This is a genomic window from Amaricoccus macauensis (genome assembly GCF_049800915.1).
In the GTDB taxonomy this organism is placed as follows: domain Bacteria; phylum Pseudomonadota; class Alphaproteobacteria; order Rhodobacterales; family Rhodobacteraceae; genus Amaricoccus; species Amaricoccus macauensis_A.
Genome location: NZ_JBNAFY010000008.1, coordinates 147,422 through 159,654, shown reverse-complemented (window position 1 = coordinate 159,654; position 12,233 = coordinate 147,422). Strand labels below are relative to the sequence as shown.

15 protein-coding genes are annotated in these 12,233 nt (G+C 59.0%); 7 read left to right on the top strand and 8 right to left on the bottom strand.

Features of this window, described 5'->3' with window-relative positions; all coding sequences use genetic code 11:
* The first annotated feature begins 158 nt into the window (after positions 1–158).
* From ACP15W_RS18560 to ACP15W_RS18550, 3 genes are all read left to right on the top strand, one after another.
* On the top strand, positions 159–428 hold the full coding sequence (locus ACP15W_RS18560; protein ID WP_424934433.1) for a hypothetical protein: 270 nt from the start codon (positions 159–161) through the stop codon (positions 426–428).
* Positions 429–647: 219 nt separating this feature from the next.
* Positions 648–1,124, top strand: coding sequence for a hypothetical protein (locus tag ACP15W_RS18555; protein ID WP_424934432.1), 477 nt, complete (start codon positions 648–650; stop codon positions 1,122–1,124).
* A gap of 200 nt (positions 1,125–1,324) precedes the next feature.
* Positions 1,325–1,735: a hypothetical protein gene (locus ACP15W_RS18550; RefSeq protein ID WP_424934431.1), complete on the top strand. Its 411-nt coding sequence runs from the start codon at positions 1,325–1,327 to the stop codon at positions 1,733–1,735.
* Positions 1,736–2,359: 624 nt separating this feature from the next.
* On the opposite strand, the gene ACP15W_RS18545 is transcribed toward ACP15W_RS18550, so the two are convergent.
* The 5 genes from ACP15W_RS18545 to ACP15W_RS18525 form a co-directional block, all read right to left on the bottom strand.
* Positions 2,360–2,578, bottom strand: a complete 219-nt coding sequence (locus ACP15W_RS18545) for a hypothetical protein (RefSeq protein ID WP_424934430.1) — start codon at positions 2,576–2,578, stop codon at positions 2,360–2,362.
* A 668-nt stretch (positions 2,579–3,246) separates the two neighbouring features.
* The gene (locus tag ACP15W_RS18540) at positions 3,247–4,020 is read right to left on the bottom strand and encodes a DNA-binding protein (protein WP_424934429.1); all 774 of its coding nucleotides are present in this window, start codon (positions 4,018–4,020) and stop codon (positions 3,247–3,249) included.
* A 271-nt stretch (positions 4,021–4,291) separates the two neighbouring features.
* Complete coding sequence (locus ACP15W_RS18535) at positions 4,292–4,828, bottom strand: hypothetical protein (RefSeq protein WP_424934428.1); 537 nt, start codon at positions 4,826–4,828, stop codon at positions 4,292–4,294.
* A gap of 65 nt (positions 4,829–4,893) precedes the next feature.
* Entirely contained in the window at positions 4,894–5,208 is a 315-nt protein-coding gene (locus tag ACP15W_RS18530) for a BON domain-containing protein (protein WP_424934427.1), read from the bottom strand.
* A 367-nt stretch (positions 5,209–5,575) separates the two neighbouring features.
* Positions 5,576–6,295, bottom strand: a complete 720-nt coding sequence (locus ACP15W_RS18525; protein ID WP_424934426.1) for a GntR family transcriptional regulator — start codon at positions 6,293–6,295, stop codon at positions 5,576–5,578.
* A gap of 141 nt (positions 6,296–6,436) precedes the next feature.
* On the opposite strand from ACP15W_RS18525, the gene ACP15W_RS18520 reads away from it, so the two are divergent.
* The 4 genes from ACP15W_RS18520 (at position 6,437) to ACP15W_RS18505 (ending at position 9,657) form a co-directional block, all read left to right on the top strand.
* The gene (locus tag ACP15W_RS18520) at positions 6,437–7,435 is read left to right on the top strand and encodes a TRAP transporter substrate-binding protein (protein WP_424934425.1); all 999 of its coding nucleotides are present in this window, start codon (positions 6,437–6,439) and stop codon (positions 7,433–7,435) included.
* A 68-nt stretch (positions 7,436–7,503) separates the two neighbouring features.
* Positions 7,504–7,995, top strand: coding sequence for a TRAP transporter small permease (locus tag ACP15W_RS18515; RefSeq protein WP_424934424.1), 492 nt, complete (start codon positions 7,504–7,506; stop codon positions 7,993–7,995).
* A gap of 30 nt (positions 7,996–8,025) precedes the next feature.
* Positions 8,026–9,282: a TRAP transporter large permease gene (locus tag ACP15W_RS18510; protein WP_424934423.1), complete on the top strand. Its 1,257-nt coding sequence runs from the start codon at positions 8,026–8,028 to the stop codon at positions 9,280–9,282.
* Between the two features lie 120 nt (positions 9,283–9,402).
* The gene (locus ACP15W_RS18505) at positions 9,403–9,657 is read left to right on the top strand and encodes a hypothetical protein (protein WP_424934422.1); all 255 of its coding nucleotides are present in this window, start codon (positions 9,403–9,405) and stop codon (positions 9,655–9,657) included.
* Positions 9,658–10,026: 369 nt separating this feature from the next.
* Here the strand turns inward: ACP15W_RS18505 and ACP15W_RS18500 are convergent, their stop codons facing one another.
* From ACP15W_RS18500 to ACP15W_RS18490, 3 genes are read right to left on the bottom strand one after another with little or no spacing between them, the layout of a single operon-like run.
* Positions 10,027–10,656, bottom strand: coding sequence for a 2-dehydro-3-deoxy-6-phosphogalactonate aldolase (locus tag ACP15W_RS18500; RefSeq protein ID WP_424934421.1), 630 nt, complete (start codon positions 10,654–10,656; stop codon positions 10,027–10,029).
* Complete coding sequence (locus ACP15W_RS18495; protein WP_424934420.1) at positions 10,653–11,573, bottom strand: 2-dehydro-3-deoxygalactonokinase; 921 nt, start codon at positions 11,571–11,573, stop codon at positions 10,653–10,655. Before ACP15W_RS18495 ends, ACP15W_RS18500 begins: the two co-directional genes overlap by 4 nt.
* Positions 11,554–12,225 carry an RraA family protein gene (locus ACP15W_RS18490; RefSeq protein WP_424934419.1) on the bottom strand — a complete coding sequence of 224 codons (672 nt, stop codon included), beginning with the start codon at positions 12,223–12,225 and terminating at the stop codon, positions 11,554–11,556. The genes ACP15W_RS18495 and ACP15W_RS18490 overlap by 20 nt, the downstream gene beginning before the upstream one ends.
* Positions 12,226–12,233 lie beyond the last annotated feature (8 nt).

The following is a 12,233-nucleotide window of genomic DNA, read 5'->3' as shown; positions in this document are numbered from 1 at the left end:
TTCGCTTTTGCGGGACTGGCGCCGTGCGATGCGCCCCTCTGGTAACGCCCCCTTAACCATCTCTGCACGTCGTTCCTGATTTCAGCTTTGGATCTCCCAGGCGGACCAATCTCGGTTCTGACAGCACGTGATGCTGTTGATTTTGAGAGGACATCGCCATGAGCGACTCTGATACTTCGATGCAACTCGTAAGTGTAACCCTTTCCCTTCCGTCCGGCCTGCTGGCTGCCTACGACGCACTCGTGGACCAGCAGATCTATCCGGACCGTGCGAGCGCACTGCTCTATGGTCTCGTGCGAAGCTGGTATTTCGACCAGGGCACATTCCATTCGATCCGTCTCGACATCAAAAGCAAGGACGATCAGACCGAGGATCCGGCGTTCGAAAAGGCGGACGCCGAGGAGGATCCGGAAAACTCCGCATCCTGATCGGTGAACCCGCGGCTCGTCAGCCGCCCGCGGAACGTCTCGCGTTTCGCTGCAAACTTCCCGCTGGCGCGCCTCGCGCCGGCGGAGCAGATCCCGAGGGATCTGTGCCATGCCCGCCACCGATCGCGCAGGCTCACTCACGTCGGACAGGGTTCCGACAGCCGGACGGCACCATTGAAGACCGATGCAGACGGCATGCGGCGTATAATGGAGTTGCCTATGAATACCTCAGACCTGACCTCGACACCTCGTCCCAATCCTTCGGACCAGCAAATATCGCAGCTGAGCGCTGCCCGATCTCTCGCGTTCGACCTCGCGAGCCTTCGGAGCGAGGTGAAGACCCATTTCGGAAGGTTCGTGAAACTCGAGGGCGATGCCCTGGTCAAAGCAATCGCAGCCGAGATTGGTCCGATTGCCGCGAAGGATGTCCGGCTGCAGCTCGAGAAGCTGGTGCGCGCCGGGGAATGGTCGCCCAACTGGGCACGAAGTGTCGAACTGCTCTCGGACCGCCTGGCGGGGTATGCCCGCGACCAGAAGAACCCGGTGATCGAATGCGATCTGGAGGTCTTCGCCAACAACGCCTTCACCTTTGTCTTCCAAAGCGAAACGATCTGGAGACTCGAGGCCGCCCTGGGACTGTCGGGGCATGGCACCGGGCCAATTCCGGTCTACTCCCCAGTTCCCCGCAAGCGGTGATTTCCGCGGCTGTTCCGACCGCCCTGCGCGGTCGGAACACGCACGCTCCCGCGCGCCAACAACCGCGCGAATGGCGACAGCCGCAAGATCCGTGGCCTGCCGCCTGACGGCTCCCCCGAACTGGATCCTTGACGCAAGTCCCGGGTCAAACCGGCCTTTTCAATCAAATGATGCGCTGCATCGAGCAAGGAGACCACAACATGCAATACGTAAACCTTTCCGACCGGATCCTGGATCTTCGAAGGGCCGCAGGGTTCGCCGCCTGGCTCCGCGAGGAAGGCGGACCAAACCTTGTGGAAACCGCGGCACTCTTCGGGGGACCCCACTGGGGTTCCCGGGCTGATGCCCTTATCCAACTTGTGACGGAAGGTGCCGAACCCCTCGAGCATATCCAGGACCTCCGCGCGCTTCGGGATTTCCTTCATGACGCCCTTGGGGGTGGTCTACCGGTCGCGTCCGTCGAAGACGGCGATATCGACTTCCTCGAACCGGACGACCCTAAGGTCATCTGTGCGCTGGAGTGCCTCACGACCCTGGATCAGGGCGTGACGGCCCTGGATGCTGCCCGGACCCTGAAACGCCGACTCACACATGGAGCCCTCGGCGCATGACCTCGCACAACTCCTAACAAGATCACACTGCCGGCCGAGGCACGGGATCCCGCGACTGGAAGGCAGGCGAAGCCGCTTTGAAGCTGGACAGGCTTCTGATCTCTCCCGACCGGCAACGCGTTTTCGAGACGGCGCTCCGGAGGGCTCATGCTCTCCGGGACGCCGTCGTGATGCGGGAAAACGCTGTTGTCATGGACGGCGCGGTGCGCCCCGAGATTGTCGAACAATACCGCCTTCTCCGGGAAGCAATGGCTCGTCACGGGGCACACCCGGCGGTGATGACGTCGCAGCGCTCGTGCGGCACGGCTACGTTGTGGACACTCGGTCCCATCTGACGTCTCGCAGACGACACGTCTTCCCCATCGATACATACGGGTTGGTGGGAAGCGGTCTGGGACTTCCCTGTCGGAGCCGAGGCTGGTCAAGCATCGAGCGGGCGGCATCTCTCAAACCTTCCCGCAAGGCGCGTTGTATCCGCGCATCTGACATTGCGGATCAAGTCGCAGCTTCGACGAGAGGGGCTATGGCTGGGGTAAGCCGACATAGCCATGGAACGAACCGCCCTGCCTTTTTTCCTTCTGGCGAGAGTTCGCCTCGCAATTCTTCGCGGAGACTAACCCGGTTTCACTCGCGCACTGTTGCCTGAGACAGCCTCTTGAAGGAGAGCGGCAGGAGTAGCGGATCGGTTATGCGCGTATCAAGCCCACGGAGCCGGAACGTATCGCCATCGATAGCCATGTCGGCGACACCCATGATGTCTTTTGCTTCGCCCGTTTCGCTGGACGAGACCCCCTCAAGCAACCCCGCATGGCCTGCAAGGGCAAGCACCATGATCGCAGTCATCACGTTCCGATTCCGAAGTCCACGTGTACGCCAGCGAGACGATCTGAACCTGTTTACAACAACAGGGCCCCTGCCCGGCTAAGCCAACGCGCATTTCCGTCATATCCTGTCGTGGTATCACGGCCTTCAATGAGATCATTCCGGCGCCGGGCGATCCGCGCCACCCGCTGAAAGTGTACTTTGACCCGGCCATCCGCGCTCGCGGCACATGAGAGCGCAACAGCTTCTGCACGGTCACCGAGCCGCCAGACAAGCGCTTCAGCCTCGCACACAGCCTGATGCCGCGCGGACAGCGCGCCTCGAATACGGCTGATCATAGGTAGCCCCTCTAACCCCTTGAAGATCATGCCTGATTGGAATGCGTGTGACCAGCTTCAGCTTTCAATGGGGTGAATCTCAAGGAGAAAACTGCAGCAAACCGGGGACAGTGGACGCCGACCAAAACGCCACATACATCGGCGCTTCCGGATCGGGAAGCCAAAAAACGCTCCGTTGGGGTCGGTGTCGACCGCCGTCGGCCCTCCCAGCTGACCACTCGTTGAGATGCGAGAATCCGGATGCCTCGATTGCCGCGCCTCTCGAATTCGATAAGGAGCCTACGCCTCCCCTCCCAGTGGAGGGTCTCGCTGCCGGATCACATCTGTTCGCCGATCGGAAAATCGGTCCTTCTACCGGCGGCGGCTGGCGGGAACAGGTTTTCGACTGGCAGCGTGCAAGTTCCGAGCCTCTGCCCGGCTGTATCGTGCGTGCTCTTCGGCAATGCGACGCTCGGCTTCCAGTTGCACGACACGCACTCTGGCGTCAGCGTCGGCCCGGGCCCGAGCAGATGATTCTATCGCCTCGGCATACCGCCGCTCCGCATCCAGGCGGGCCACACGCTCATCAGTCAATCGACCCTCCGCGTCATCCATCCGCTTCTCGACCGCCTTGGTGCGCTCCTCCGCGATGCCATACCTTTTCTTTGCCTCCAGTAATTGGGACTGCATCTCCTCCAGCTCCCTGGTCAATTCCGCATTCTTCTTGTCCTGAGCATCTGCGCGCGCTTCTGCTTCCGCTATCCGGATCTGCGCATCGGAACTCGCTTCGGCCTCGGCATTGCGCGCAGCGGTGCGTTCGCGTTCAAGTTTTTCTGACATGGACTGGCGATGCATACGAGCGGTGAGACGTTCGGCCTCGAGTTCCTCTGCCATGATCTGCTCATGCGCAGCTATCACCGCCTTGAGGGCAATGCGCATAGCTTGCGGGACTGGCAGATCGTCGAGCGCCGGGACAGTTCGCTTCGCCTGCTCAGATTTGGCTTGCTGCCAGGTCTTGAATGCAGAGGCGACGTCGTTGTTGTTCGCCTGCACAAGTTCGCGCACCTTCTGGATCGTTGGGCGAATGCCCTCGGACTCCAGGGCTTCCGCAGCCGCCGCGACCCGCGCTTTAAGATCGTTACTCATCCTGATACCTGTTCGATACGATATGGTCGTATCGTATCGTATTCGGGTTGCAAATCCGTTGCCTCACCGCCAACCGACCAGGGTTGATTTTCGATCAGACCGTTCAGCCCGGGCCGGCAAGAGGCTCGTCGGACGCCCGAGCGCGGGATCATGCTCTTCTTTTCAGTTCCGCCCGAATAAAAGCATGTCCTCTTCGAAATACCGTGCCTTTGAACAGGAAGACTCCCCCGCCTGACATTGTCCTCGAGTCCCAGAACAGGCGCTTGTGTGATCATGCGGCCCGTTGGGGACTATTCCGGTTGGCCTTGATCTTCCTTGTTTCGGAATTGACAGCTACGTCTTTTCCTGGAGACCATTGCGGTTGCGCAGAGTCGCTGCGGTGCCTGAGATCTACTCCGGGCATCAATTCCTCAAAAATGTCATCGCGTTCTCGCGCAGCGGCGGCCAATGCAGAAGCGCGGGCCTGCTGACCAATATACTTCGCGGCAGCCTGCGTCGATTGATGGTCATTGAGCAGCATAGCACCCCGCGTTGCGTTCTCGCCGAGTGCGAAGAGAAAGTCGTAGACAATGGTACGTGCGATGTGCGCGCCGGTGCCTAATTCCGTCGACCAGACTTGTGACACGTAGTTCGGAGCTACCTCCGATCCGTTCGGGTGGATAAAGAGGGGCCACATCATTTGCTCGGCCCTTTCACGCAATACATCGAGATATTTCGGATCATCGTCCTGCAAGAGAACCGCATCCACGAATTGTTGCACGGACGGGTGAATCGAGCCGGGGTAATCCTCGCTGCCTGAATGCGCCATGAACCATCAACGCTGCGCATCCTCTCGACCCAGGCTCTCAGCTGTGCGCTGCGAGGAGCGGAACATCAAATTGACCTATGGGCTGTCGATGGATCTTGCGCCCAGGCACAAGTTGCAGCACAAAAATGTCGCAAGACGGAGTCGGGAAAGTTTCGGCATCTAAATTCCTTTTTGGGACAAGGACTTGCGAACTCCGCTCCGGCGCCTTCCAGAAGCTCGGCAATGCCGGCCACATCCTTGCTGACGACCGGGTCCGCAACATCACCCGCAAGCGTGACCACGCCGGCTTCCACAGATACCGTTAACTGGTCTTGGTCGAGTGCGCCGATGATGGCACGCAGCCGGTCGGCGATCGCCCTATCCGTGGGAGCGTTCTCCACGGCAAGAACTCCGGGTGTCGCATCGCTCTCCTGCGCCGCGGCTTGCATCCCCGGGGTGACAAAAAGGGAGGCGGGAAGAAGGAACTGAGGATCAGTTATTGGCAACTGTGAACGTCCATGTGTGATACCAAGCAGCAGAGACTATCAGTCATTCACCCAGTCGCGGCGGCCGATCGAAAGGATGCGCCACGGCTCATAGTCTCTGCTGCTTAATATTACGCGAGCGATACGCGCTGTCCGCCCAGACGCCCGACTGGATTACAGATCTGCCCGCAATTCCAGTGTCACTCAAATGGCAATCCAGGATTATGTCGGCAAAGGTGGCGTTAGAAATGCCACCAACCGGGTTGGAGGTGAATTTGGCGCTTCATCGCGTCCGCTTCCTGCGAATAACCCGGTCTTCGGCGCTCGCGGCGGCAATATCCTGAATGCCATCCGCATAGGTGCGCTGCCCGCGTGTCACATGCCGTTTCAAAACCTCTACGGCGGCAGGGAGATCCCCAGATTCGAGCAGGTCAACCATCTCGATATGCTCGCCGATGGATTTCTCGGTATGGGTCGCATGCTTCGAAAGGTGGGTTCGCAGTGCGGCCGTGCGGCCTGTAATCGCTTGATACCCACCAATCAGGTAGAGGTTCCCACAGCGCTCGACGAACGCATTGTGAAACTGTCCGTCCAAATTCAAATACTCCGCCATTCGACCTGTGCCGTGGGCTGCAGTCATCGCGCTGCAAATCGATTTAAGTGAGATCAGAAGATCCTTTCTGTGCTCTGCCATCGCAAGGTCCAGTGCCGTGGATTCGAGGACGAAACGATAGAAGCCCAGCTGTGCCACCTCTTCGACACCCATGGTAAATACAAAGGTGCCTTTTCGTGGAACAATGGTCACAAGGCCTTCATGCTTGAGAGTGGCAAGTGCTTCACGGATCGGAGTCTTGCTAATGCCGAGAAGTTCGGAGAGTGAATTCTCGGAGAGTGCCTCCCCCAATCCATAGCGCCCTGTGATGATCGCCTCCCGTATGGCCGTGGCTGCGATATCGCAGAGAGAATCCGGCGCCTTAATCCGCTTCATCTTCTGTCCGGTCATCGGCTTTCCTTTCTTCGCCACCGCAACCTTGATACCCCAGCCAAGATTCCGTTGCACTAACATTTTATATCTGATACATCAGACATCAGTATCAACAAGCAGACGATCCATTTGGTTGGACGCACACAGGGTGGAGAAACCATGTCGAGGACAATTTCAGTCGCGTTCTTTGCATTCTTGGCTACGGGAGTCGCAAGCGCAGCATCGGCCGAAACCGTAATAAAGATCGGCCACGGCACGAATGAGCAATATCACATGCACCGGGCTCTGCTGAAGTTTGAGGAACTGGTTGAAACCCGCTCCGATGGCGAGTTCGACGTTCAGATCTTCCCCTCTTCGCAAATGGGCCCGGATCGTGAGATGATCGAAGGTGTGCAGACCGGGGTGTTGGAAATGGCGGTTTCGCCCTCTGCCATCTTCGCAGGCTGGGATCCGGCGTTTGCAGTGATCGAACTGCCCTACATGTACCCCAGCAAGGAAGTCGCCCTGGACGTGCTCAACGGCCCGACGGGTGACGAAATGCTGGCGCGGCTTGAAAACCAGGGTCTGGTGGGCCTGGGTTGGATGGAAAATGGCCTGCGCCACGTGACCAACAGTGTTCGTCCCATCGAGAAACCCGAGGACCTTGAAGGCATCAAGCTGCGCACCATGAAGGTGCCCGCCCATGTCGATACCTTCAAGGCTCTGGGCGCCAATCCGACTCCAATGAACTTTGGTGAAGTCTATTCCGCTTTGCAGCAGGGTGTGATCGACGGCCAGGAGAACCCCGTCGCACTGATCGATAGCCAGCGTTTTTACGAAGTGCAGGAGCATGTCTCGCTCACGGGCCATGTCTTCACTGTCTACGTCCCAGTGGTCGGCGAATGGTTCTGGTCGGGTCTCTCTGAGGATGAACAGAACCTGCTGCGCGATGCGATGACCGAAGCCGAGGCCTATCAACAGGAACTGGTCAACGCCGAAGAGGCCGGCCAGCTTCAGAAGATCCGTGATGCCGGTGTCAACGTGATCGAGTTGACGGCCGAGGATCGTCAGATGTTCGTCGACGTGACCCAGGATGTCCGCGCGAACTACCGTGACGAGGTGGGTGCCGACGTATTTGACAGCTGGCTCGGCGCTGTCGAAGCGGCAAGCGCTCCCTGAGAGTGGGCAATGCCACGGGTGTCCAGGATGGACACCCGTTCACTGCAGTTCTGGGGGGAGACCGGTAAATGACGGCACTGCGTTGGATCGACAAGAATTTCGAACGCTATCTCGTTGGCCTGCTTCTGGCCGCGATCGTGCTTCTGATAAGCACGAATGTCTTTATGCGCTACATTATGAACGCATCCCTGTCGTGGGGCGAAGAACTGACCTTGTGGTTGTTTATCTGGTTCGTCTGGGTGGCGGTCAGCTACGCATTCCAGCAGGGCTCTCATGTCCGCATCACGTTCCTCCGCGATGCCTTGGGCCCACGCAGCCAGCGAGCATTCGAAGTGGTGGTGGATCTGTTGGTCATCGGATTTCTCGCGGTGATTGCCGTCCAATGTATCCAATTGATGATGCAGCCCTTCGTTCTCAGCCAGAAATCGGTGGTGCTGGGTATGCCAATCCCACTGCTTTACGCTTCCGCGCCCGTGGGTGCGGCGCTGTCCATCCTGCGCGTTACGCAACACCTGATCGGCACGTTGCAGTGCACGGACTCGATGTCCGGAAAGGCCTGACCCATGATCGCGACTGTACTCTTCCTGGTATTGCTCTTCACCCTGCTTCTCAGCGTTCCGATTGGTATCTGCCTTGGCCTTGCAACGATGGCTGTCATGGTCTTAGTCGACGGCACTCCGCCCTTGGTCCTGTTGGCCAGGTCGGTGGTAACGGGAGCGGACTCTTTTCCTTTGATTGCCGTTCCGCTTTTCGTTCTGGCTGGCGATCTCATGCAGCATGGCGGCATGTCGCGGCGCCTCGTCGGTTTCGCCAATGCGCTGATCGGTCACATCCGCGCCGGCCTCGCCTATGTCAACGTGCTCGCATCTGTTTTCTTTGCTGCGATCTCAGGCTCTTCACCGGCAACGGTCGCCGCCATTGGCGCGAACCTCATTCCTGAAATGGAGAAGGTCGGATACAATCGCACCTTCAGTTCTTCGCTGACGGCGTCCTCCGGCATGATCGGGGTCATGATCCCGCCCAGCATTCCTTTCATCATCTATGGGGTTACGGCCGAGGTCTCGATCGGCAAGCTGTTCCTTGCCGGGATCGTACCAGGGATCCTCTTCGCGGTGATGTTCATGATTGTGGCCCGCATTTTGCTGCGCAATGAAACCGAGGTCATCAACAATACCAGAACGTTCAACGCGACGCGCGTTCGTACGAGTTTACGCGAGTCGGTCTGGGCCCTCCTCGTCCCGGTGATCATCCTTGGCGGCATCTACAGTGGCGTCTTTACACCCACCGAAGCGGGCGCAGTTGCCGTGCTCTATGCCGCGATTATCGGAAAATTCGTCTACCGCGATCTGAAGTGGTCAGATTTTCCGTCGATCCTGGCCGAGAGCGCCCGGACCAGCGGAATGATCCTCGTGCTGGTGATCATGGCAACGGCATTCGGCCGGGTCATCACCCTGGCTCAGATTCCGGCAGATCTGGCGACATGGTTGACGGGGCTCTCGGACAATCCGATCATCATCCTGCTGCTGATCAACCTGTTGTTGTTGATCATCGGCATGTTCATGGAAACGATTTCCTCGATCATCATCATGACGCCGATCTTGTTGCCGGTGGCCACGGCTCTTGGCGTCGATCCCATCGCATTCGGCGTAATCATGACGGTCAACCTGGCAATCGGCTTCTGCACGCCGCCCTTGGGTGTGAACCTTTTTGTCGCCAGCAGCATCTCGGGCGTGTCGATCGAGCGGATCAGCAAAGCGATCCTCCCATTCTTTCTCGGGATGATCATCCTGCTTATGCTGATAACCTATGTGCCTGCCCTGTCCCTGGCACTGCCGGCGCTGTATTGACATGACGGATCTCGAGCCGGTCAACGTGAGCATCGAGGGTGGGATGCAGTACCCCTGCCCCCCTCTGATCCCGTCGACCGGCATTCCGAATGCAGACGATTGCACGATATTGGTGCGGCCATGGCACACCAGCTCGACCGCGTCCCGAACGATGATATCGCCGGGAAGACGATCGCCATTACCGTCGGCAGTTACGAGATCATGGGCCTCGTCGAAATCATCCGCGCCCTGGTCGCGGGGCTCAAGGGTTACGGGATCACCGAGGAGAGCACCGGGGCGGAGATCCGATCTTCGATGGAGGTGTTGATGTTGATCGGCTGGCCGACGGCACGCCGCTCTACATCGATCGGATCGCGTCCAATGCCGACGCCATAGTCATTGCTAACGAACTCAAGCAACATGCGGACTTCAAGGCCGGAGTATGAAAACGGCCTCGTCGAGAGGCTCTGCATTGGGTTGGGCAAACAAAAAAGCGCGGGGCGATAACCAGGGGTTTGCCCGCGCTTCTGCTTAGTGTGAAGGTAAGTGAGTGGCGTTCAACAGCGGGCGGTGCAAAGCCAATGGTCTTCGCCCCCTACGATCATCTTCACTGGTACTTACGATGCACTCTGGGCACTATCACCGGATGAAGTGTTCGACAGGGTTCGAGCCTGCCCTGTCCTGATCGAGTTCCTTGCAGCATGTCGATCTCGACGACGACCGTTCGACACCCCTCCGGGTCATGCCGACACGCATTGCCTGAAGTTACCGCGCAAGTTCCCTGTAGGCGTGGGTGAAATCCGATGCCCGCCTGTTCAGCTCCGCCATATCGTATTCCGGTTTGAAGAGCGCCGAGCCGAGCCCGAAACTGTCGGCCCCGGCGGCGTAGTAGTCCGCCATGGTTTGGGGCGTGATGCCGCCCACTGCCGCGACCAGAGCTTGCTTCGGCAGCACCGCGCGAAGCGCCGAAATCGCCTTCGGAGGGATCATCTCGGCAGGAAAGAATTTCAGGACTGCAGCACCAAGATCTAACGCAGCGAAAGCTTCGCTCGCGGTCATCACGCCAGGGCACCATTTCGCCGCAAGTTGCTCGGCGCGCGCGCCAACCGCGGGGTTCATGTTGGGCGAAACGATGATGTCGCCACCGGCATCCACCACCGCCGACACGTCCTCGGGGTTCAGTACCGTTCCGGCCCCGACGACGATGTTCTCACCATGGCGTGCGGCGATCCGTTCGATAGAGAGCAAAGGCTGAGGCGAGTTCAGCGGCACTTCGATTATGCGAAAGCCGGCATCGACCAGTACGCTCGCGGCTTCCACGGCACGCTCGGGATCGAGCCCTCGCAAAATGGCAATCAACGGATTGTCGCTCAGGGCCCGCTGCCATTTGGTCATGTGATCAATCCCGCTGTTCTGGCGATGACGAAATGTCCTCGCGCGACGATGTCGTTCTCGGCCCTACGGCTTTCCCGACCGGCAATGTCCAGCGCGATCTCGTATCGGTCTGCCAGGTCGCTGCGTCCGACGATGGTGACGGGACCTTCGCCAGTCATGCTCGTCTGCCCTCCTGCAATCTCTGCACCGATCAGCAGGCCGGACAGATAGTCCGCACTCATCTCCGCCGGGATCTTGTTGAACAGCGGGAGGGATCGCACATGGAAGAGCCGGTGCAGCAGGTTGCACCCAGCCGACAGGCCCGACGAAACGCCGAGGCTAAAGCCATCTTTCTGAAATGACATTTCAGCCATCAGCGCTTTGAGAATTGTATGATCGCGAAGCGCGGCAAAGATGTCGCCGGTCATATAGGTAGCGAAATTCTCGATCCGCCCACCGTCGACCTCGACCCATTTGCTGTGCGTGCCTGGCATTACGAAACAGCCTGCAACCGCACCGGAGGCGATTGCCCCAACGATCTGGGTTTCCTCGCCGCGCATCACGTCTGGAGCGCCATTAATCTCGCTTGCCAACCCGGTGACGAACTGAATCTGCCTACCGGTATCGGTCGTATGTGCAACCAGCGCATTGGCCAGTTCTTCGATGCCGGCGGGCAGCGATACATACGGCGTTTCCACCCAACCGTTCCGACTGGTAATCATTCCGGAGGCCAGAACCGGCAGCGATCGATGGCAGGCCCAGGGTGACAACAGACGCTCGAAAGCTGCTTCGAAGCAGCCACCCTCGACATGCATGATGCCTTCGGGCGCGTGCAATGTTTCCAGGACGCTACCATCCGCACCGATCAAAGCGGCGCGGAAGGACGTTGTTCCCCAGTCGAGGCCGATCAGCGCCGGATCAGATGCGGCCGAATTCATTAAGAAGATCCTCGACCGTCTTGCCCTGGGCGACCCATTTGCGTGTCTCTTCTTCGCGATCCGCCTGTTCCTGCGCCAGCTTGACGACCTCTTCGGCCTTTCCCAGAGGAACGACCGTAACCCCCATCAGATCGGCGACGATGAAATCGCCGGGATTGACCACGACGCCACCGCATTGGATCGGGACATTGATCGACAGCTCTTCCTTGCGGCCCGAGAACATCGTGTGGGTGCCACGCGGGGTAATGGCGCGGGTCCAGATCGGCCAATTGATGTCTTGCAGTTCGTCGGTATCCCGGCCTGCGCCATCGACGATCATGCCCCGAATGCCCCGGTTCTGTGCAAGGCCGCCCATGAGCCCACCGCAGACGGAAGTGTTGGGATCGCCACCGGCATCCACCACAATGACATCCCCGGGCTGACCCATTTCCAGCGCCTTGAGCGGATCCACCAGGTCTCCCTTGGAGAGCTGCACGGTGATCGCCTGTCCGGTTACCTTGGCCCGAAAGGCAGGCTTGATGCCGCTGTCCATGACGCCGAGACGGTATTGAACGTCGGCAAATACAGCGGTGGAGGAATAGCAGGTCAGCACCTTGTCGAATTGCGCCAACAGGTCGGGGCGACGATCGAATTCGTTGAAGACTTTCAGCATGTTGTTTC